This window comes from Komagataeibacter xylinus (genome assembly GCF_009834365.1).
Lineage (GTDB): Bacteria > Pseudomonadota > Alphaproteobacteria > Acetobacterales > Acetobacteraceae > Komagataeibacter > Komagataeibacter xylinus_D.
The window spans coordinates 706608-727696 of record NZ_CP041348.1; the positions used below are offsets into that span (position 1 = coordinate 706608).

At 60.3% G+C, this 21089-nt stretch carries 15 protein-coding genes; 7 read left to right on the forward strand and 8 right to left on the reverse strand.

Annotation, left to right across the window (positions count from 1 at the left end; translation table 11 throughout):
- Positions 1-8 precede the first annotated feature (8 nt).
- The 4 genes from leuS (at position 9) to FMA36_RS03340 (ending at position 4835) form a co-directional block, all read left to right on the forward strand.
- Entirely contained in the window at positions 9-2642 is a 2634-nt protein-coding gene (leuS, locus tag FMA36_RS03325) for a leucine--tRNA ligase (RefSeq protein WP_159260803.1), read from the forward strand.
- A gap of 2 nt (positions 2643-2644) precedes the next feature.
- The gene (locus tag FMA36_RS03330; protein WP_159260805.1) at positions 2645-3502 is read left to right on the forward strand and encodes a hypothetical protein; all 858 of its coding nucleotides are present in this window, start codon (positions 2645-2647) and stop codon (positions 3500-3502) included.
- Positions 3499-4518 carry a DNA polymerase III subunit delta gene (holA, locus tag FMA36_RS03335; RefSeq protein WP_159260807.1) on the forward strand — a complete coding sequence of 340 codons (1020 nt, stop codon included), beginning with the start codon at positions 3499-3501 and terminating at the stop codon, positions 4516-4518. Before FMA36_RS03330 ends, holA begins: the two co-directional genes overlap by 4 nt.
- A gap of 110 nt (positions 4519-4628) precedes the next feature.
- Complete coding sequence (locus tag FMA36_RS03340) at positions 4629-4835, forward strand: hypothetical protein (RefSeq protein ID WP_159260809.1); 207 nt, start codon at positions 4629-4631, stop codon at positions 4833-4835.
- 373 nt (positions 4836-5208) lie between these two features.
- Here FMA36_RS03340 and FMA36_RS03345 read toward each other — a convergent pair whose 3' ends face one another.
- The 3 genes from FMA36_RS03345 to FMA36_RS03355 are packed head-to-tail and all read right to left on the reverse strand — an operon-like array spanning position 5209 to position 10365.
- On the reverse strand, positions 5209-7431 hold the full coding sequence (locus tag FMA36_RS03345; protein ID WP_159260810.1) for an EAL domain-containing protein: 2223 nt from the start codon (positions 7429-7431) through the stop codon (positions 5209-5211).
- A 26-nt stretch (positions 7432-7457) separates the two neighbouring features.
- Positions 7458-9671 (reverse strand): EAL domain-containing protein, encoded by a 2214-nt coding sequence (locus FMA36_RS03350; protein ID WP_159260812.1) that lies wholly within the window; start codon positions 9669-9671, stop codon positions 7458-7460.
- 16 nt (positions 9672-9687) lie between these two features.
- Complete coding sequence (locus tag FMA36_RS03355) at positions 9688-10365, reverse strand: hypothetical protein (protein WP_159260814.1); 678 nt, start codon at positions 10363-10365, stop codon at positions 9688-9690.
- A gap of 268 nt (positions 10366-10633) precedes the next feature.
- Between FMA36_RS03355 and FMA36_RS03360 the strand changes: the two genes are divergently transcribed.
- Entirely contained in the window at positions 10634-11290 is a 657-nt protein-coding gene (locus tag FMA36_RS03360) for a recombinase family protein (RefSeq protein ID WP_159260816.1), read from the forward strand.
- Between the two features lie 35 nt (positions 11291-11325).
- Here the strand turns inward: FMA36_RS03360 and FMA36_RS03365 are convergent, their stop codons facing one another.
- Positions 11326-12093, reverse strand: a complete 768-nt coding sequence (locus FMA36_RS03365) for a polyprenol monophosphomannose synthase (protein ID WP_159260818.1) — start codon at positions 12091-12093, stop codon at positions 11326-11328.
- Between the two features lie 701 nt (positions 12094-12794).
- On the opposite strand from FMA36_RS03365, the gene FMA36_RS03370 reads away from it, so the two are divergent.
- Positions 12795-14030 (forward strand): NAD(P)-binding domain-containing protein, encoded by a 1236-nt coding sequence (locus FMA36_RS03370; protein ID WP_159260820.1) that lies wholly within the window; start codon positions 12795-12797, stop codon positions 14028-14030.
- A gap of 53 nt (positions 14031-14083) precedes the next feature.
- A complete protein-coding gene (locus FMA36_RS03375; RefSeq protein ID WP_159260822.1) occupies positions 14084-15412 on the forward strand; it encodes an ATP-grasp domain-containing protein in 1329 nt (442 codons plus the stop codon).
- A gap of 251 nt (positions 15413-15663) precedes the next feature.
- Here FMA36_RS03375 and FMA36_RS03380 read toward each other — a convergent pair whose 3' ends face one another.
- The 4 genes from FMA36_RS03380 to FMA36_RS03395 all read right to left on the reverse strand — a co-directional run bounded on the left by FMA36_RS03380 (position 15664) and on the right by FMA36_RS03395 (position 20959).
- Entirely contained in the window at positions 15664-17373 is a 1710-nt protein-coding gene (locus FMA36_RS03380; protein WP_159260824.1) for an OprO/OprP family phosphate-selective porin, read from the reverse strand.
- A gap of 163 nt (positions 17374-17536) precedes the next feature.
- A complete protein-coding gene (gene pstS / locus FMA36_RS03385; RefSeq protein ID WP_159260826.1) occupies positions 17537-18529 on the reverse strand; it encodes a phosphate ABC transporter substrate-binding protein PstS in 993 nt (330 codons plus the stop codon).
- Positions 18530-18703: 174 nt separating this feature from the next.
- Positions 18704-20146 carry a mannose-1-phosphate guanylyltransferase/mannose-6-phosphate isomerase gene (locus FMA36_RS03390; RefSeq protein ID WP_159260828.1) on the reverse strand — a complete coding sequence of 481 codons (1443 nt, stop codon included), beginning with the start codon at positions 20144-20146 and terminating at the stop codon, positions 18704-18706.
- 159 nt (positions 20147-20305) lie between these two features.
- Positions 20306-20959, reverse strand: coding sequence for a hypothetical protein (locus tag FMA36_RS03395; protein WP_240906463.1), 654 nt, complete (start codon positions 20957-20959; stop codon positions 20306-20308).
- Positions 20960-21089 lie beyond the last annotated feature (130 nt).

Genomic DNA, 21089 nt, shown 5'->3' on the forward strand with positions numbered 1-21089 from the left:
AGAAGAAGATGACCGAAACCAGCCCCCCCCCGGACAACGCCACCCCCGCCTATGATTTCCACACGGCCGAGCCGCAGTGGCAGGAACGCTGGGCGGCCTCGGGCATCTTCGACGTGCCGGACGTGCCCCCTGCCGACCGGCCCAAATACTATGTGCTGGAGATGTTTCCCTATCCGTCGGGGCAGCTGCACATGGGCCATGTGCGCAACTACACGCTGGGCGATGTGGTGGCGCGGTACAAGCGCGCGCGCGGCTTCAGCGTGCTGCACCCCATGGGGTGGGACGCCTTCGGCCTGCCGGCCGAGAACGCGGCGCGCGAGCGTGGCGTGCACCCGGGCCAGTGGACGATGGACAACATCGCCGCCATGCGCGCCACGCTGAAACGGCTGGGCTTTTCCTTCAACTGGGACCGCGAGATCGCGACCTGCCTGCCCGAATATTATGGCAAGCAGCAGAAGCTGTTCCTCGACATGCTCAAAGGCGGCCTGGTCGAGCGCCGCGAAAGCTGGGTCAACTGGGACCCCGTGGACAACACCGTGCTGGCAAACGAGCAGGTGGTGGACGGGCGCGGCTGGCGCTCGGGCGCGCTGATCGAGCAGAAGAAGCTCTCGCAGTGGTTCCTGAAAATCACCAATTTCGCTCCGCAACTGCTTGAGGGCCTGTCCACCCTGCCGCGCTGGCCCGAGCGCGTGCGTACCATGCAGGAGCGCTGGATCGGCCGCTCGGAAGGAGCGAAGGTCCGCTTCGGCCTGCATGCGCCACCCGCGGGCTTCGATACCGACCTTGATTCGATCGAGGTATTCACCACCCGCCCTGACACGCTGTTCGGCATGTCCTTCCTGGCCATTGCAGCCGACCACCCGCTGGCGGCCAAGGTGGCTGCGGGCAATGCGAAGGCGCAGGAATTCATTGCCGAATGCCAGCGCCTTGGCACATCGGAAGAGGCGATCGAAACCGCAGAGAAGCGTGGCTTCGACACGGGGCTGCGGGTCAGCCACCCGTTCATGCCCGATAAATCCTTCCCGGTGTGGATCGCGAATTTCGTGCTGATGGATTACGGCACGGGGGCCGTGTTCGGCTGCCCCTGTGGCGACCAGCGCGACCTCGACTTCGCGCGCAAGTACAACCTGCCCTTCACCCCCGTCATCCTGCCGCCGGGGGCCGAGGCCGGGACGTTTACCATGACCGACAGGGCGTGTGACGGCCATGGCACGCTGTTCAATTCCGGCTTCCTTGACGGGCTGGACACGGATGCGGCGAAGAAAGAGGCCATCACCCGGCTTGAGGGCATGGGCGTGGGTCAGGGCGTGGTCAACTGGCGGCTGCGCGACTGGGGCATTTCGCGCCAGCGCTACTGGGGCTGCCCGATTCCCGTCATCCACTGCACCGATTGCGGTGCGCTGCCCGTGCCCGATGACCAGCTTCCCGTAAAGCTGCCCGAAGACGTGACATTCGACCGCCCCGGCAACCCGCTGGAGCATCACCCGACATGGAAGCACGTGGCCTGCCCCAACTGTGGCAAGCCCGCCCTGCGCGAGACTGATACCTGCGACACGTTTGTTGACAGCTCATGGTATTTCGCCCGCTTTACCGCCCCCCATGCAGTCACCCCCACCCTGCCCGCCGCGGCTGATGGCTGGCTGCCGGTGGACCAGTATATTGGCGGAATCGAGCATGCGATCCTGCACCTGCTCTATGCCCGCTTCTTTACCCGCGCGATGCACGAGACCGGCCACCTGCATGTGGATGAGCCGTTCAACGGGCTGTTCACGCAGGGCATGGTCAACCATGAAAGCTACCGCGACGCGGAGGGCAACTGGCTCTACCCCGAGGAAGTCGAACGCCGGGCCGACAGCGCCGTGCGCCGCGACAACGGCGCGCCGGTCACGATTGGCCGCGTGGAAAAGATGTCCAAGTCCAAGCGCAACACGGTGGCGCCGGTCGCCATCATCGAGCGGTTCGGCGCGGATACGGCGCGGTGGTTCGTACTGTCGGACAGCCCGCCCGAGCGCGACATGGAATGGACGGAATCGGGTGTCGCGGCTTCCGCGCGCTTCCTGCAGCGCCTGTTCCGCCTTGTGCGCGGCGTGGCCGAGCAGACCCCGGTGGATGCCCCCTGCCCCGACACGCTCTCACGCGCGGCGGATGGGCTGCGCCGCGCAACACACCGCGCCATCGCCGCCGTGACCGAGGCGCTTGAAGGCTTCAGCGCCAACGTGGCCGTAGCCCGCCTGCATGAACTCACCTCCGCCCTGGCCGAGGCCGAGAAAGCGGCAGGCGAGGACGGCATGGCCTTTGCCCGCCGCGAGGCCGCCACCATGCTGGCGCTGCTCGCCGCCCCCATGGTGCCCCATCAGGCGGAAGCGATGATGGCGCTGCTCGAACCCTCCGGCCAGCCGGTGGTGGAACGTGCCTGGCCTACCGCCATCCCTGACCTGCTCAAGGCCAGCGAACTGACCATTGCGGTGCAGATCATGGGCAAGCTGCGCGGCACCATTGCCGTGGCCCCCGACCTGCCGGCGGACAAGGTGATCGCCCTGGCCGAAGCCGAGCCGAACGTGGCCCGCCTGCTTGAGGGGGCACGGATCGTCAAGCGCATCCATGTGCCCGGTCGCATCGTCAATTTCGTGGTTGCGAAATAGACATGGCCATTCCCGTCCGTCGCACCGGCGTGCTGTGCGCCCTGCTCATGCTGGCAGGGTGCGGCTTTTCCCCGATGTACAAGACGACGGGAAGCCATATCGGCCCGGATGGCAAACCCACCACCGGCAATGTGCTGGCCGAGCTCAAGCAGGTTTATGTCGCGCGCATCAATGAGCGCTATGGCCAGTTGCTGCGCCTGGCGCTGCAGCAGGACATGGGCGGCACCGGGCCTGAAAACCCGACCCGTTACGTGCTGCGCATCCGCACCTACCTGATGAACGAAGCCGTGGACATCCACGCCGACAACACCTCGGGCCGCACGCGCACCACCGCCTTCGCCCACTGGACGCTGGAGACAGTGGCCAATGACCCGGTCATGCTGGCAGGGGGCGATGCCTCGGTGGTGGATGGCGTAAACAACAATTACGAGCAGTATTTCGCCCAGACCCTGAACCTTGAAGGCGTGCGCGCGCGCGTGGCCAAGAACCTGGCCGAGCAGATTACGCAGGAAGTAGCCGTGTGGTTCCGCACCCATGCCAAGCCCGCTGTCAGCGGCTCGGTGCGGGGGCAGAACCAGCCGCGTTACAACGACCCCAACGGCATCATCAACCCCAACAACCAGATGCCCGCCCAGCACCCCGCCGCCGACGGCCTGCCCACCATGGCCACCGGCCGCACCGATGCCCAGCTGAACGAGGAAAACAACGGCGGCATGACCATGCCCGACGAAAACGGCCCCATGGACAACACGCCAGACACCACCACGCAGGCCCCTGCCACTTCCAGCCGGAGCAGCACGTCGGCATCGGAGAACGATGACATGTCGGGCATCAGCATCGGGGGGAACGAAAACAAGTGAAGATCGAGGCCCGCTCCGTCAACGCGACGCTGAATGCGCCCGGCGCGCTGCGGGCCATCGTGCTGCATGGAGATGATGCCGGGCTGATCCGCGAACGGGCCACCACGGCGGCACGCGCCATCTGCCCCGACCTGAATGATCCGTTTCGCGTCGCCATACTAAGCCGTGAGGACCATGACCGGCTGGAGGAGGAAACCACCGCCCTGTCGCTGAGCGGCGGCCGGCGCGTGATCTGGCTGCGCGAGGTGGGTGATAGCGTGCTGGCTGCCCTGCAACGCTGCCTGGCGCAGGATTCCGACACGCTGGTCATTCTTGAAGCGCCAGGCCTGGCCTCGCGCTCGAAGCTGCGCGCCTTTGCCGAAAAGGACCGCCAGTGTGGCGTGATCGGCTGCTACCCCGAGGAAGGCCGCGCGCTTGAAGGCGCAATCCGACAGATGCTGACGGGGCATGACGTGGGCATTGACCCCGATGCGCTGGGCTGGATGGTCGAACGCGCGGGGCCGGACCGCGCCGCCACCCGTAGCGAAGTGGAAAAGCTGGCCCTGTTTGCCGGTGCTGGCGGCAGGCTGGGGCTGGAGGATGTACGCGCCTGCGTGGGCGATGCGGCTGGCGTGTCGCTGGAAGACGCAGCCTTTGCCGCCATGGCAGGCGAACGCGAGGCCGCCGATGCTGCCGCCGAGCGTGCGCTGGTAACCGATGGCAGCAGTCCGGTAGCACTGGCACGCGTGCTGCTAAGCCATATTCACCGCCTGCGCCGGGTGCGGCTGGCCATGGATGGCGGGATGGGCCGGGCGGAAGCCATGCGACAGTTGCGGCCGCCGGTGTTTTTCAAGCGCACGGACAGTTTCGGGCAGGCACTCAATGCCTGGTCGGCTGCAACACTGCTTGAGGCGGCACAGGATACGCAGGCGCTGGAACTGGCCTGCAAGCAGACCGGCAGCCCCGATATCGTGCTGGGACTGCGGCATGTGGCCCGTCTGTGCGGCCTGGCACAGAAAGCACGCAGGCGGCGGTAGAGGAAAAATTGCCCTTGCCCGCACGCATGGGCTCGGTTAGAAAGCTGGCAGTGTGTCCGCGTAGCTCAGCCGGATAGAGCACAGGATTCCTGGTTTTCAAATTGGGCGCCATGACGGGAAACCCCATGGCGGATCTGCTCAAATTCGGGGAACGCTCTGGCGAAAGCCGTGCCAATCCCGAGCCAAGGCCAGCCTCGCTGGCAAGGTGTAGAGACTGGATGGGCAGCACCTGTAGACCGCATGCGGTCCATGGTGAAGGGACAGTCCAGACCACGAACGCCATGCTCATGGCGGCGGTGAAAGCCGAAGTGGTATGAATCCTGGGGCCGTGGGTTCGAATCCCGCCGCGGACATACCCTTTTCAAGTGACACTTGAAAAAATCATAAAAAACAGCAGAAATCAGCCATTATTCATGCGGGTCTAAACAGTATGATTTCGTCCCCCGCCCGTTTGCAGGCCGGGTTTTATTGTCATATTAAGGCCGTGACAACATGGCCCTGACAGACGCGCAGCCCAGCCCCGCAGCAAACCATACGTCCTTTCGGATGATAGAGGGCTGACCCTTACTGCCTCTCCTGCCAGTTACTCAATTCCAGGAACTGTTTGAAAACAGTTCATTGGCAAAAGGGAAAAAAATCTGGAGGCTGCCTTTTCAAACAGCCACTCAGACCAAACCGTGGGCAGCCTGTCTACCCGGAGGGTTTCTCCCTATTTTTCATCATCGCTGGCATGAGCTTGCGCGGTTTACGAAACCACGTTTCCAGATCCGTGGGTGACATGGGCTTTGCAAACAGATAGCCCTGCAGAACATCGCAGTGCAGGCTTTCAAGCAAATCATACTGGACCTCGGTCTCCACCCCTTCGGTTACAACCGTCATGCCCAATCGGTTGCCAATACCGATCACTGCGGTTGTAACCGCCTGCGCGTTTGCATCGTGCTCCAGATTCATGATGAAGCTGCGGTCGATCTTGATTTCGGTCAGTGGCAGCCGCGTCAGACGCGACAGGCTGGAAAAGCCGGTGCCAAAATCATCCATCGACAGGCCAACCCCCAGCTTACGAATGGCGGCAAGGACGTTCATCGTCTCCTCGCTTTCATCCATCATGACACTTTCCGTGATTTCAACGGTCAGCCGCTCGGGCGAGAGGCCATATTTATGTAGCAGATCCGCGATCATCGATACGAGTGAACGGTTATGGAAATGCCCAGCCGAAAGGTTGACCGAAACAACCGGGATATGCACGCCATCACGGTCCCACTGCGTGATCTGGTGGCACGCTTTCTCCAGAGACCATCGACCGATCGCCTCGATCTGCCCTGTTTCCTCGGCTACGGCAATGAAGCGGGAGGGAAAGATATTGCCAAGGGCAGGATGGTTCCACCGCGCCAGTGCTTCCACGCCGTAAATCTCTCCTGTCCGGGCTTCGATCTGTGGCTGGTAATGCAGGTTGAGCAGTCCTTGAGAGAGGGATTCACGCAATGCACTGCCCAGCACAAGCCGGTCCTGTGCATCCTTGCTGTCGATCGAACTCACCAGGCGGTAGCTGCCACGCGCTTCTTTCTTGGCCTGGCGCATGGCCACTTCGGCATGGCTGATCAGGGATTCGCCATCGGGCCCATTTTCAGGAAATGTCGCAATACCGGTGCTGAAGGAAGCCGAGAGATGATTGCCCCCGACTTCCAACGGGCGGTGCATGGCGTCCGCCACCATCTTGATGAAGTCGACCGCCGTTTCGGCCGTGGCATTGGGAATGATGATGACAAAATCATCACCGCCTGAACGGCTAAGAATATAGTTGCTGCGGCACAGCGTTTTCAGCCGCTCGGCAATGACCTTGAGGAATGTATCACCCTGTATGTGTCCCAGCGCATCATTGATGTCCCGAAAGCGATCGAGATCCAGCAGCAGCACGGCAAAACGGTTGTCGCCAGGCCGGCTGATCATCGACTTGAGCACCTTATGCAGCGATGAACGGTTCAGAAAGCCGGTCAGCGGATCATAATTGGCGAGCTGTGAGATATGCTGCCGGGCTTCATACTGCTCGATCACAACACCACAGAACGGTACCGCGCCCGATACGATCTTCTGCGGCCAGTCGGCCACCTTGTGCTGGTTGCGCGAATACAGCGCCAGAATGCCGGAAATACGCCCGTTAGGCGCCCTGATGGCCGAAGCCCAGCACTCATGCAGCCCGAGCGAGATACCGAGCGAGCGATAACTTTCCCATACAACGGAACTCGCTTCATCCAGATCATTGGCCAGGGCGGTGATATCGGCTTCCGTGAGAATCATATTCTCCAGCGCCGTCATGAACCGCCGCGGCATGCCTGAGCCTGACAGGACCTCCAGGCGGTGCTCTGCCGTAAGTTGCATCAACACGGCAACGGAGTTGGGCACGAATTCTTCCACACCCTGACAGACCAGATCCGCCACGTCCTGTATCAGCATGTCCCCTGACAGGGAGCGGAAAACCTTGTTCTGCAGGTCAAGCAGCTTCCTGCGGTGGCTCTCTTCGGTGACCCCTTTCATGAAAGCCATGTAGTATCGTTTCTGATCCTTACCGATCAGTGCCGTGGAAATGGACATCTCGGCCGAGACATAATCACCGTTCTTGCTTTCAAACGTGATCTCGCGTGATGTGCCCACAATGCGGTTGATGCCTGTCTCGCGGTTATGGGCAATAAAACCATCATGATCCTGACGATAGGGCATTGGCACGAGGCATTTGACATTGCGCCCCATTACCTCAGCCTCCGTATAGCCCCAGAGTTTTTCTGCAGCTTTATTGAAAAAGACAATGCAGTTTCTGTCATCAATAATAATGACGCCATCCCGGGCCTGCTCCAGCATATCCATGCAGATATCTGAATTTACGTTTTCGCTCGTTACAGGAAATATTTCTTTTCCCATGCGATATATCCTCAGTTCTATTTTAATTATTGAATGGCTTGCGACACGCTCTGCCCATTTTTACGGGAGAGAAGCCATTGCCCGAGTGCATCAGGGGGAAGCGGCTTCGAAAACAGGTAACCCTGCATGACATCGCAATGCAGCGTTTGCAGAAGCGCCTTCTGCTCGGGCGTTTCCACCCCTTCGGTCACGACCGTCATGCCCAGTCCGCTGCCAATGCCGATTACCGCCGTCGTAACGGCCTGAGCATTGGCATCATGTTCAAGGTTCATGATGAAACTGCGGTCGATCTTGATTTCGGTCAGGGGGAGGCGCGTCAGGCGCGACAGGCTGGAAAAGCCGGTGCCGAAATCATCCATGGACAGGCCTACGCCCATGGCGCGAATAGCATGGAGCACCGCCATTGTATCGGGGTTCTCATCCATCATGACACTCTCGGTAATTTCTACCGTAAGGCGATGCGGCCCGATTGCGTATGCCTTGAGCAGTTGATCGATCGTGACGGGTAACTGACGCTTGCGGAAATGCCCGGCCGAAAGATTGACCGCAACGGTCGGAACATGGATGCCCGCCCGCTCCCACGCAACGATCTGCTGGCAGGCCTCCTGCAGTGACCATGTGCCGATCGCCTCGATCTGGCCGGTGGCTTCGGCAACCGCAATGAAACGGGAGGGAAAGATGTTGCCCAGATGCGGATGATGCCACCGTGCCAGGGCCTCGACACCATAGAGCTGGCCCGAACGACCATCTATCTGCGGCTGGTAATGAAGCGCCAGTCTCCCCTCTTCAAGGGTTTTGCGCAGGGCCGAACCCAGCAGCAATCGGTCCTGTGCGGCGCTGTGATCATCGGGGATGGCAATGCGGTATGTTCCGGGTGCCTCCTTCTTGACCTGCCGCATGGCAGATTCTGCCAGGCTGATCAGGGATTCGCTGTCAGATCCGGTATGGGGAAACATGCTGATACCGATGCCCAGCGAGGGCACGATATAGTTGTTATGCACATCAACCGGCTGCGTCAGCCCCTTGATCAGGGCCTGCGCAAAGCGGATTGCGCCTGCCTCATCTGTCTCGGGCAGGATGATGATGAACTCATCAGCACTGGATCGGCCCAGCACGTAATGGCTGCGACTCAACCGTCGGATCCGCTCGGACACGACCTTGAGGAAAAGATCGCCATTGGCATGACCCAGCGCTTCGTTAATGTCCCGAAAGCGGTCGAGGTTCAGCATAACGACGGCAAAATGATGATCGCCCGGTTGTCCGACCTGTTTGTCCAGAAAATCATGCAGGGCCGCGCGATTGAAAAAGCCCGTGAGCGGGTCATAACGCACCAGATGCGCGATATGCTGGCGGGCCGCGTACTGTTCGATCACGACACCGCAGAAAGGAACACACCCGTCGACTATGCGGCGTGCCCCTTCATGGCCATGGCCGGGGTTGCGCGAAAAGAGCGCCAGAATACCACTCACCTGCCCCTGCGCAGACAGGATTGAAGACGCCCAGCAGTGATGCAGCCCCAACGAAATGCCAAGGGAATAATAATTGTTCCATACAACGGTGTCGGCATCTGAGGGGGTCTGTGCCAGCGCCGTCATATCGGCATCAGACAGCACGACATTTTCCAGTGCTGCGGCATAGCGGCGTGGAAAGCCCACACCCGACAGGATTTCCAGTTTCCGGTTTTCATCGACAAGCATCAGCAGGGCCACGGTGTCGGGAACGAATGTCTCGATCTCACGGCACACAAGATCCGCGATTTCGCCAATCATCATGTCAGTGGACAGGGAACGGAAAACGGTATTCTGAAGATCTAGAATATTCCTGCGATGGCTTTCATCAGTAATACCCTTGATGCTGGCCAGGTAATATTTTTCGCCCTCAGGCACCATTTCCACAGCCGATATCGCCAGTTCGGCGGGAATATGGTCTCCGGCCTGATTCTGGAACATGATTTCCCGCGATGTTCCCACGATCGTATTGACCCCGGTCTGGCGATTGCGGTTGATCAGGGCGTCATGCTCGTCTCGCATGCCGTCGGGCAGCAGCATGGCAGCATTGCGCCCGATCACGTCCTTGCGGGAGTACCCCCACATGGCCTCTGCCGCGGCATTGAAGAAAACAATGCTGTTCTGCCCATCAATCACCACAACTCCCTCGGGCACGCCCTCAAGAAGCTGGAGAGCGTGCGGGCCAGAAAGTGAATGTTTTGACTCTGGAACAATATTGACAGATTTATTCATGATGTAATATTCTATTTTATATTCTTCTACTTATTTTTCTTATGCTTACATGAGAATCTTCTGAATTTTCAGATAAATAGGTTTTTATATAAAGTACAGAACACCCGCTATTATTCTGAACACATTCGCTATTTGTAGCTGAAAGGCCGCAGGCATTACCCGGCACGCGCACGACGGCCCAGACATTGCCGTCAAGGCGGGACGCCACGGCGCCAAGCACCCCAATCAGGGTAATATCGGCCACTTCATCGTAAGTCACGGTCAGGCGGGAAACCTGTTTGAACACAATTTCCAGCGGTGCGCGGGTTACATCTGCATGAAACGTGACGTCAACCAGCAATAACCCCGACTCTGGCGTGCGGGCTGCCAGAACCAGCGTTCCACCGGGCTCTTCCACGCCAAGACGCGTCCACAGCACATGCAGGGGGCCAGTACTGTCAAACTCGATGATGCCGCCGCGCAGGATATAATCCCGTTCACCCGAGTTAGCCAGTTCAAGCAGGCTGGCACGCAACCATGATCCCGGCCCCACGATCAGGCGGGCAACATTGCCCCCCGGTGCCGGTTGCCGGGACAGGGAAGCCCCCTGCGCAACGCCAACGAGTGCATGCGCCAGCACAAAGAACCCTCCGCGTATTTCCGTCTCCAGAGGGTTGCAGACCAATCTGGGCAAATTGTCTGTACTGCGCCCCATTTGTTCTATCACCTCATGTCGCAAAATTCTTAATTTTTGCGACGTAAATTTTTTGAAGTATTCACAGGAAAACAATCTCTAAGGTTGTGCAATCACAACCTAAACGCGTGTAATTGAACAAAGGATTGCAAATTTACAAAGTAAATTGTATAGAGAATATAAAGTATCAAAAGTTAACAATTGTGCAAAAATACATGAATAAGGCATATTCATGCCTTAAAGAATATGCTCTTCTATCTCTTTGAAATATAACCCGAACGAAAATATAATGCTGGTTGGATATGCACGCGTAAGCACGGATGAACAGACTCTGGATGTGCAACTGGAGCACCTGCGCAAGGCTGGTTGTAATTTTATCTTTGAAGAAAAAATGTCAGGCGCGGAGCGGCAGCGTCCAGCACTCAACCGAATGTTAAAAAAAGTTAAAGCTGGTGATGTCGTCATCATTCACAAGCTCGACCGCCTCGCCCGCTCGACAAAACACCTTCTTGAAATTGCAGAGCATCTGCAAAAAAAACAGACGGGGCTTCGATCCATTTCAGAGCCATGGGCCGATACCACCTCTCCGGCGGGACGGATGATCCTGACCATATTTGCAGGTATAGCGGAGTTCGAACGGGCCCAGATCCGCGAACGTACGGCCGCAGGCCGCAGGCTTGCACGTCAACGCGGCGTTCAGATGGGCCGCCCGGCAAAGCTGGCACGTGATGATACGGCACTCGTCTGCCAACTGGTCATCAAAGAGAGGCTCTCCGTTGCGCATGTGGCCGAGAAGTTCGGGGTGCACAAGGCAACAGTCTACCGGATCCTGAACCGGCATCAGCAAACCCCTGCGCAAAACCAGGTTCAGTCAATACAGGACGGGAATGAACGAACACCCGCGGGCACGGCCCTGTCAGCGATGCGACATGACACGGATCAATAGGATGAAATGTGCCCGATACGCTTTGTGGCTGACGCTTACTTCCTGCGCTGGCGCAGATGGTGGAACAACATCTGCACGAACTGGAAAAGCACCTTCCTGTCCATTTTGCTCGCCCCTTCATGCCGGGCGCGGAACACGAATGGCAGTTCAATAACCCGCGGCCCCGCTTTCTGCGCCATGAGCAGATCAAGCAGGATCTTGAACCCCGTGCCCGACAGGCTGCCGACCGACTGCACAAACAGGGCGCGCCGCATGGCGAAGAATCCGCTCATGGGGTCGCTCACGCGAATGGGCAGCAGGCATTGCGCCACCCGGATGCCAAAGCCCGACAGCATGCGCCGCCAGGCATTGGCCAGCCCGGCATTGTCACCACCTTTAACATGGCGACTGCCTATGGCGATGTCATAGCCCTGGTGGCTTATGGCATCGGCCATAGCGGCGAGCAGGGTTTCATCATGCTGCATGTCACAGTCCATCACCGCCACGACTGGAGCTGAGGAAGACAGCACCCCCTCGATCACGGCGGAAGACAGGCCCCGCCGCCCGATCCGCAGCAGGCCGCGCACGCGGCTGTCAGCCTGTGCCAGGCGCCAGATCTCATCAATGGTGCCATCGGGTGAATTGTCATCGACAAAAACAAGTTCCCAGTCGTGACCGGTCACCGCTTTTGTGACGGCGTGGAACAGGGGAACGATGTTGCCCCGCTCCTGATAGCACGGAATGATGATGCTCAGCCCCGGCCCCGGGTGTGGGGGAGCGTCTTCATGCCTATCCCGTGGCTCAGATGCGGACAAAGCTTGCATGGTCGATAAAATCCCGGGCAGGGCACCTGATGAACACACGGGCGTGCAGACGCGACAGGAACGAAAAAAGGGTCGCTCATGCCTGGTCACCGGAGATAAAGGATTTCCCCTACAGCTGCAACATGGTAACGGCGCTCTCCACAATAAACACTTTTAAAACAATGCATTGAGTAGAAATAATAACGGTTCTGGCGCAGCATCCCTTTTTCAGGGAGAGCACATTGCCCGAAGCTTTCTGCGCAAAGCTTCGCCAAAACCTTTTTTCTGTTTTTCCTGCCACCTTTACGGGCGACAGGTAGGCGCCTGTGCCTCGTGGCCGCATGGTTCTTCCCTACAATCAATAACGCGCGTGCGCGAAGTATGGGAACAGCATAAAAGTTTCATTCACACTATTTATTTCTTTGCAACCATAACGTGCAGACTATAAACCGTACGGTTTACGGTGAGTAACTGTGCTATTTTTGCCAGATCACATATCTATTACATATATTTGTCTTTTTACGATTGTTGTCTTTCATAGGGTAAATGTATGGTTAACGTATGGCCAGATCGTGATCCGGCCTTCGTTCTGACACGTAAACCTTTGTTTCCCATGCAAAAAGCACATCGGCATCTGTCATGAATGCCCAATACAGATTCACATCTCCACACTTTTACTGATCACTGTTCGCACTCCGAACCTACAGGCTGGTGGATTACTGATGAATACCGACATCGCCATTATAGGGGCTGGCCCCTATGGTCTTTCCCTTGCGGCGCATCTGCGCGAGAGGGGGGTGAATTTCCGTATTTTCGGGCGGCCCATGGCGTTCTGGCGCGACCATGTGCCCGCTGCCCTGCGGCTCAAGGCGGAAGGCTTTGCGCTTGATCTGTTCGACCCCGCGCGGAAGTTCACGCTGGCGCATTTCTGCCGTGCGCGGGGCTACCCTTACGCGCCAACGGGCGTGCCCATTCCCGCCGAAGTCTTTCGGGAATATGGCGAGACGTTCCAGAAAACCCACGTGCCCCAGCTCAGGCCTTTTCTGGTCACGCAACTTGCGCGTGCGGGCGAAGGCTTCGCACTGCGCCTGGAAAACGGCGAGAGCGTCACGGCGCGCAACGTGGTGCTGGCGGTGGGCATCGAGCATTTCGCTTACCTGCCCCCCGCCGTGCGCGGCCTGCCGCGCGAGCGGATCAGCCATACGTTTGACGAGACGGAGTTCGCCCGCTTCGCGGGCAAGCGTGTGGCGGTGATCGGGGCGGGGTCATCGGCGGTGGATACGGCGTGCTTCCTGCATGATGCGGGAGCGGAAACCTTCATCTGCACCCGGCGGCCCAAGATATGGATCAATAACCCGCCGCAGAAACTCAGCCCGCTCAGGCGGCTGGTCACGCGCATCAAGAAACCCCTCTCCGGCCTTGGCACGGGCTGGCGCTCGCGCATGGCGTGTGACCTGCCTGATGTGTTTCACATGCTGCCCGCGCGCCTGCGGCTGCGCATCACGCGCGGGCATCTGGGGCCTGCGGCGGGCTGGGTGACCGGGCAGGTCGTGCGCGAGAAGGTCCCGATCTGGCTCAACGTGGAACTCACCGCCGCCGCCATGCACGAGGGCACCATTCACCTGACCTTCCGCGACAAACAGACCGGCCTGACCCGCACGGTGGAGGTGGACCACGTCTTTCTGGGCACCGGTGTGCAGGTTGCCGTTGACAAGCTGCCTTTTGTTGACCCCGCACTGGCGCGCGCCGTGCGCACGGAAGACAGCATGCCCGCGCTGTCCCGCCACTTCGAATCCAGCGTGCCGGGGCTGTATTTCATCGGCCCGATGGCAGCTGGCAGCTTTGGCCCGCTGCTGCGCTTTGCGTGGGGCGCGCGCTTTACCGCCCGCAGGCTGACGGCGCGTTTCAGGCGGCAGCGCGCCTTTGCCCCCATCCCGCAGCCGGCTTTCGCCCCGTAACACTTCCCCTGCCGGTCATGGCCACCATGACCTGAACTGGAAAGTCCCGACCCATGAAAAATGATTTTACAGTTCTGATCGTCTCCTCCGTCTGGTGGTCCGCCATTACGCGGGCAGCGCTGGAATTCATCGAAAGCGGGGTGAGCGTGCATGCCATCTGCCCGCAGGGGCATTCGCTGCATTGCCTCGATGGCATCGAAAGCTTCAGCCGCTACCCCTATTTCGCCGCCCCCGGCGTTCTGGCCGAGGCCGTGGCCCGCATCCGGCCCGACCTGATCGTGCCCGCCGATGACCGGGTGGTGCTGGCCCTGCACCAGGCCCATGCCGAGGCCGACCCCGGCACCGAGGCTGGCCGCCTGTGCCGTGAAACCATTGAGCGTTCGCTCGGGCAGCCTGAATTCTTCAGCTATGCCGAAACACGGCTCAAGCTGATCGATGCGCTCCGGGCCAGAGGCGTACCCACTCCTGCCGCAGCCTCCCTCGACACGGCGCAGGACATGAGCGCGTGGTGTGCACGCACACCCGGCCCGTGGGTGCTCAAGCGCGACCGGAGCTGGGGCGGGTCGGGCGTGGTCATTGCCGATACCCCGCCTGAGGCGATGGCAGCCTTCCGCCGCCTGTCGCAGCCCGCGCGCATGGCCTGCGCGCTGCGCGTGCTGCTGGCGGATCGCGACATCTATTCCTTCATGGAGGCCTCAAGCCGCCGCCCCACGCCGGTCATGGCGCAGGCGCATGTAACCGGCATGCCCGCCAATATCATGGTAGCGTGCTGGCGCGGCGAGGTGATTGCAACGCTGGGGGCGAACGTGGTGGCCTATCAGGGGCGCACGGGGGCGGCCACGGTCATCGAGATCACCGAGTCGGCGGATATGGAGCACGCGGCACGGGTGGCATGCGGCAGCCTGCAGCTTTCGGGTTTTTTTGGGCTGGATTTTGTGCGTTGCGCCAAAACTGGCACCTATCACTTCATAGAAATGAACCCGCGCCTGACCCAGATCGGCCATCTGTGCCATAATGGCACAACGCTGATCCGCAGCCTGCTGCGCCATGTGCGCGGCCAGCCAGTTGCCGTAACCTCACCCGACATGCTGGACCTTGGCACGCGCACGCTCGTGGCCCTGTTCCCGCAGGTATTGCGCGCGGAAGCCGACAGCGTGCGCAATGCCTCCGCATGGATCGACATTCCGTGGCGGCACCCGGCCCTGGTGGAGGAACTGCTGCGCCGCCCATGGCCACGCCGTGGCTCGGTAGCCCGGCTGGAGGAACGCCTGCGGCCCAACATGCCTTATGGTAAATCGGTGGACCGCAGCGAGGCCATGGGCAAGCTGTCCACCCTGCTGCAGGCGGGCATGATCACCGACATGCCGCTGGCACTCCCGTAAGCCCACGCCCCGTGCACACTTGAACACGGACCGCACGCATGCAAACGGGCCGCATGGCATCACCATGCGGCCCGTTGCGTAACCATGAGGCGCATGCCCCCTTGAATGCGGCTTACCGTGGTGACCTGAAAGCGGCGTGAAACACCCACCCACGGAACATTCTGAAAATCAGGAACGCGTCTGTCGTAAAGCTTTTTTCAAAACTTCAGGAAACGCCGCCCGCATGAAACAGGGCGGCGCCCGGAAGGCTGTTAGAAAGCGGCCTGGATACGACCGGCAACGGAATTGCCATCGCGGCCATACAGGTCATACAGAGCGCTGTTGCGGCTGACGATGATGTGGTTGAAGTCAAGCATGAAGCGGAAGTGGCGGTTGGGATACCAGTTTACCCCTGCCGACCAGACCGTCTGCTGCCCGCCGCGGATGGCACCGGGGGTGCCCAGGGCACTGTCCAGATCCGCCACGCTGTAACGGGCGGACAGTTCCAGTGCGCCCCAGTAACCGTGGGCGGGGTCAAACGCATGGTCTACACCCGGAGCAGCGAAGGCACCTTCCTTGATGTTGTAGCTACGCGCCTTGCCAAACAGGGTGTAGTTGGCCGCGCCATAGTAACCTTGGAAATTGACGGAACCACGGTTGGCGGCACTTGCGCCGTAGTTGTCACCACGGGTTACGCCGATGTGATAGTATTCACCCTTCAGCACCAGGCGCTTCCAGCGAAAGCCAAGTTCGGGACCGGCAGACCAGATGCTGCCCACGTTGCCCACTGCCGTGCTGAGGAACTTGGTGGTGGTCAGGTTGACCTCGGGCCCTTCGGAGAAGGTGTAGCTGCGCGAACCGCCATTTTCCGCCACCTTGAACGCGGTAATGCCAGACAGGCCAACATGCACGTCAATATCCTTGGACATGTAAGGACGGCCCGCCACGCGGAAGGTGGCACCGCTCTGGCTATCGGCAATGCCGGTATAGCTGTTGACGCCGGTTACCTTTTCAGGTGAGCCGCCACGCGCGCCATAGCTCTGGCCTGTTACGTAACCGGCAATCCACCAGCGCTTGGCATAATGCAACCCGCCAAGGCTCATGCGCGCATCGCCCGCAGCGATGTTACGCACGATATCGGTAATGGCGGGGCGCTCCATCATCTCGAATTCGTTCGAGCTTTCGGAGTCTTCTTCCGTCACGCGCGGCTGGAAGTAACCGGCGGTCAGGATGGTGTTGTGAAAGCCCGCGTAGTTCAGGTTGGCTTCATACAGCGTTGTCGAGCCATCGCCCGTGCCGTTGCCGAAGTCAGGCGTAATGTTGGCGATCCAGTTCTTGTAGCGGAACGAGATGGGAATACGCAGGCGGCGGGCGTTTTCGGTCAGGCTGGAAAAATCACCACGCGCCTCGCCCCGCCGCGGGGACATGCCCATGAAGCCACCGATATCTTCATGGAAAGCAAGGCCGATGGACATGGCATACATGCCATCGTCAGATGAAATGGTCGGGCGGCCACCGGGGAAGCCGACCATCATGCCACCAAGGTGAAGGGCCTCTTCCTTTTCCGTCGCGGCGCGGAAGGAGGCCCAGGAGGAGGAAACGCCACGATCGGACGGCGGCGTGCCGAGATCGGCCTTCTGCATCACGCTTCCAAAATTGCTGCCCGTGCCCGTATCGCCACCGATATGGATGTCACGCGCGTAGCTTTCGGGCAGGGGCTGGCCATTGGCGGCGGCAACCCGGCGGGCCTGCGCCGCATTGGCGGCGGTGGTGTTGGGGGCGTGCACTTCAGCACGGGCAAGGCGCTGACGCAGGACGCTGATCTGGCCTGACATTTCGCGCCGCATTTCCTGCATCTCGCGCTGCAGGGCCTGAATCTGGGCAGCATCGGAAGCCGATGCCGCATGAGCCGGCTGCAGGGAACACGCCCCCCACAGGGCGGAGGAACCAAGCAACAGTGAAGCAGCTGAGCGGCGAATCATATTAACCATTCCGTAATGAAGAATGGGTTCATTTAAGGGCACGACACAGTTTTGTGTGTTATGTTTCCAATACAGTTTCATGAAGGTTTTATGACAATCCTCCATACAGAAAAACCGCCCGGAAACCGGGCGGTTCTGTTATATCGTTACTTGATCAGGGATTTTATTTAGCGCTGTCCCACTGGCGCAGGATCTCGGTCTTGACCGTGTCCGGAACCGTTACGTAGTCAAGCTTGTAGGCTGCCGCATTTCCGCTCTTGAGCGCATAGCCAAAGAACTTGCGCACGGCTGCCCCATGGTCGGCCTTGGCGGTGGGCACCGGCACGAGCACATAGGTGGGCGAGACAATCGGCCATGCGCCAGCGCCCGCCGTATCGAGCAGGTCAACGGCGAAGTGGGAGGCGTCCTTCCAGTCCGCGGCCTCGGCAGCGCTCTTGAAGCTGTCCATATCGGGGGCGACATAGGCACCGCTATGGTTCTTCAGCTTGACGGTCACCATGTGCGCGTTGGCTGCGAAGGCATATTCGACATAGCCGATCGCACCCTCGGTGTTGCGCACGGAGGCGGCAACGCCATCATTGCCACGCGCACCAATGCCGCCGGGCCAGGCGATGGAGGCACCTGCGCCCTGCCCCTCGCGCCACTCGGGCGAGACGCGGGCGAGATAGCCGGTGAACACCGCCGTGGTGCCCGAGCCATCAGCGCGGTGCACGGTGGCGACTGCCGTGTCAGGCAGTTTTACGCCGGGATTGAGGGCTGCGATGCGCTTGTCGTTCCACTGCTCGATCTCGCCACGATAGATGGCGGCAAGCGTGGGGCCATCAAGCTGGATCTGGTTGGCGGCAATACCGGGCAGGTTGATGACCGGCACGATGCCACCCATGACCGTGGGGAACTGGAACAGATGGGCGTTTTCCAGCTTCTGCGCATCCATCGGCACGTCGGAGGCGCCAAAATCAACCGTGCCCGCCAGAATCTGGTTCTGCCCGGCGGAGGAGCCGACCGTCTGATAATTCAGGTTGACGCCCGCAGCACTCCGCGCATCCGCCCCCCAGGCACCATAGATGGGTGCGGCGAAGCTGGAACCGGCCCCTGTAATGTCAGCAGCATGGGCCATGACGGGCAGGGCGCTTGCCAGCAGGGCACAGGTAAGCATTCGAGCAGAAAAAGACATAATACTCATGTTCTCCGACATGAAGAATACAGACGTGTCTGGCCTTGCAGCCGACAGGCCGGAGAATAAAAAATTAGTGTCCGTAATGGAAATGATATGTCCATGACAGTTTTATGAAGGAAATATGAACCCTTCCGATACCTGCCATGACCCCGGTCAGGCGCGGCTGTACGCATCCTCAAGCCGCACGATATCATCCTCGCCCAGATACGGCCCGGACTGGACCTCGATCAGGGTAAGCGGAATGCGGCCGGGGTTTTTCAGCCGGTGCGTGGCGCCAAGCGGCAGGTAGACGCTCTCGTTCTCGCGCACCAGAATGTCCTCCCCGTTGCGCGTGACCTGCGCCGTGCCTTCCACCACCACCCAGTGCTCGGCGCGGTGATAATGTTTCTGCAGCGACAGCATCCGCCCCGGCTCCACCACGATCCGCTTGACCTGGAAGCGGGTGCCCACGATCAGCGTTTCATAAAAACCCCAGGGGCGGTAGCGGCGGCGATGGGCAGTGGCTTCGGGGCGGTCGGCCTTTTTCAGCCGGGCCACGATGGTTTTCACATCCTGCGCATGACGGCGGTGGGTGACCAGCACCGCATCCTCATTGACCACCACCAGCAGGTCTTCCACCCCGCTCACCGCTGTCAGGACACCATCGGTGCGCACGTAGCTGTTGGTGGTGTTGTTGAGCACCACATCGCCACTGACCACGTTGCCCGCACAATCCTGCGGGCCGAGTTCCCACAGCGCATCCCAACTGCCCACGTCCGACCAGCCGAAATCACCGGGGATGACGGTCATGAGGTCAGTGCGCTCGGCCACGGCGTAATCGATCGAGATATCGGGCGAGGCGGCAAACGCCGTGGGGTCCAGCCGTTCAAAATCAATGTCCGACCGCCGCTCGCGCACGGCCAGACGCATGGCGGCGAGAATGGCGGGCTCGAATTTTTCCATCTCGCCCAGCAGGGTCCGGGCGGTGAACACGAACATGCCCGAGTTCCATAAAAAACGCCCCGAGCCAAGCATGCGCTCCGCGTTGGCGGCATCGGGTTTTTCAACAAACCGCTCAACCGCGAAGGCACCGTCATACCCCGCAAGCGGCTCTCCCTTTTCAATATAGCCATAACCGGTCTCGGCCCGCGTGGGGGTCATGCCGAATGTTACGATCCGCCCGGCCCGCGCCACCTGTGCCGCCAGCGCAAGTGCCGGGGCGACGTTCTGCGGCTTCTGCATCGCGGCATCGGCGGCCATGATCCACAGCACCGCATCGGGGTCGGTCTCGGCCGCAAGCAGGGCGGCCGCCGTGATGGCGGGAGCGGAATTGCGCCCGACCGGCTCAAGCAGGATGCGCGGCGCGGTTATGCCCACCTCGCGCAGTTGTTCGGCCATGATGAAGCGGTGCTCGTTATTGCACACCACGATCGGCGCGCTGAAACCCGGACCATGACTGCGCAGCGCGGTTTCCTGCACCAGGGTACGCTGCGAGACCAGCGGCCAGAACTGCTTGGGGTAGGCACTGCGCGAGACGGGCCACAACCGGCTGCCGCTCCCGCCTGACAGAATGACCGGAACCACGGACAGGGCAGGATGCGGAAGAGAACCGGTCATGGAGACTCCTGAAGGAACGAAGCGCTGTATATTCACAAAGCGTTTGGAAATGACGGAAGTTCTGGGGCACGCTTTTTTCGGAACGTATCGCACAGCGTAGCCTTCGGGAAAAAAGCCGTCCCCGCACATTTTGATCAGCGCCCGGTTTTAAACACGCGCTCAGTGAATTTTCTGGGCATCGGCGCGCAGCACGTCAAGCGAGCTGCGCAGTTGCATCTCCTTCTCGAACTCGCTCATCTGCTCGCGCCGGTCGGCAAACAGGATGGCATCGACGCGCAGGACCAGCTTGCGCAACCGCCAGAACTGCTCGGCATCGACAATCAGCGTACGTGACATGTCTTCCAGCGCGCCGACCTGGATGTATTTGCTGTTGTGGAGCGGATCATCATGCAGTTCCTCCACGAAAATGGGCACGAAGCACAGCGCCACCGAACAGGGCGCGGGCGTGAAGGGCCGGGCCTCGTGCCCGTCATACACCTTGACGCGGCTGATATCGAACTTGGCGTATTCCTTCAGCAGCCACGCCATCTGGGTAGGGGGCGCGATGCGGGCGAAGTCCTCGCGGGTAAAATCAAGGAAGACCTTGCGGTCCCTGATGATGATCTGGTCATCAAGGGCAAGCTGCTGGGCATAGGCTGCTTCCTCCTGCGAATGCTTGATCAGGATATTGTGCTGGGAAAAATCCGCCTCGCTGCGCGCGCTCCAGTGCAGGTAGCCTGCGAATACCGTTCCCAGGCACAGCAGCACCGGCACGCTCATGCAGGCCCACCAGTGCCGCCGCGCAAAGGCCCGCAGACCCTTATCTTCATCCATCTGGGCCGGATACATGCACCCGATCTCCCTGTCTGTGCCCCAAGGCTGGGCCCGCTTTTTCCAGCCGCCATGTTAGCAGAGCGGCCGTGAGCCTGTCATGCCGCGGGCATGCACGGGGCTGACCCCTGCC

Bases quoted from the DNA above. Each gene is read 5' to 3' on its own strand.
- leuS (WP_159260803.1), top strand. From the start codon at position 9: ATGACCGAAACCAGCCCCCCCCCGGACAACGCCACCCCCGCCTATGAT.
- FMA36_RS03330 (WP_159260805.1), top strand. From the start codon at position 2,645: ATGGCCATTCCCGTCCGTCGCACCGGCGTGCTGTGCGCCCTGCTCATG.
- FMA36_RS03340 (WP_159260809.1), top strand. From the start codon at position 4,629: ATGACGGGAAACCCCATGGCGGATCTGCTCAAATTCGGGGAACGCTCT.
- FMA36_RS03345 (WP_159260810.1), bottom strand. From the start codon at position 7,431: ATGGGAAAAGAAATATTTCCTGTAACGAGCGAAAACGTAAATTCAGAT.
- FMA36_RS03350 (WP_159260812.1), bottom strand. From the start codon at position 9,671: ATGAATAAATCTGTCAATATTGTTCCAGAGTCAAAACATTCACTTTCT.
- FMA36_RS03355 (WP_159260814.1), bottom strand. From the start codon at position 10,365: ATGGGGCGCAGTACAGACAATTTGCCCAGATTGGTCTGCAACCCTCTG.
- FMA36_RS03360 (WP_159260816.1), top strand. From the start codon at position 10,634: ATGCTGGTTGGATATGCACGCGTAAGCACGGATGAACAGACTCTGGAT.
- FMA36_RS03365 (WP_159260818.1), bottom strand. From the start codon at position 12,093: ATGCAAGCTTTGTCCGCATCTGAGCCACGGGATAGGCATGAAGACGCT.
- FMA36_RS03370 (WP_159260820.1), top strand. From the start codon at position 12,795: ATGAATACCGACATCGCCATTATAGGGGCTGGCCCCTATGGTCTTTCC.
- FMA36_RS03375 (WP_159260822.1), top strand. From the start codon at position 14,084: ATGAAAAATGATTTTACAGTTCTGATCGTCTCCTCCGTCTGGTGGTCC.
- FMA36_RS03380 (WP_159260824.1), bottom strand. From the start codon at position 17,373: ATGATTCGCCGCTCAGCTGCTTCACTGTTGCTTGGTTCCTCCGCCCTG.
- pstS (WP_159260826.1), bottom strand. From the start codon at position 18,529: ATGCTTACCTGTGCCCTGCTGGCAAGCGCCCTGCCCGTCATGGCCCAT.
- FMA36_RS03390 (WP_159260828.1), bottom strand. From the start codon at position 20,146: ATGACCGGTTCTCTTCCGCATCCTGCCCTGTCCGTGGTTCCGGTCATT.
- FMA36_RS03395 (WP_240906463.1), bottom strand. From the start codon at position 20,959: ATGGATGAAGATAAGGGTCTGCGGGCCTTTGCGCGGCGGCACTGGTGG.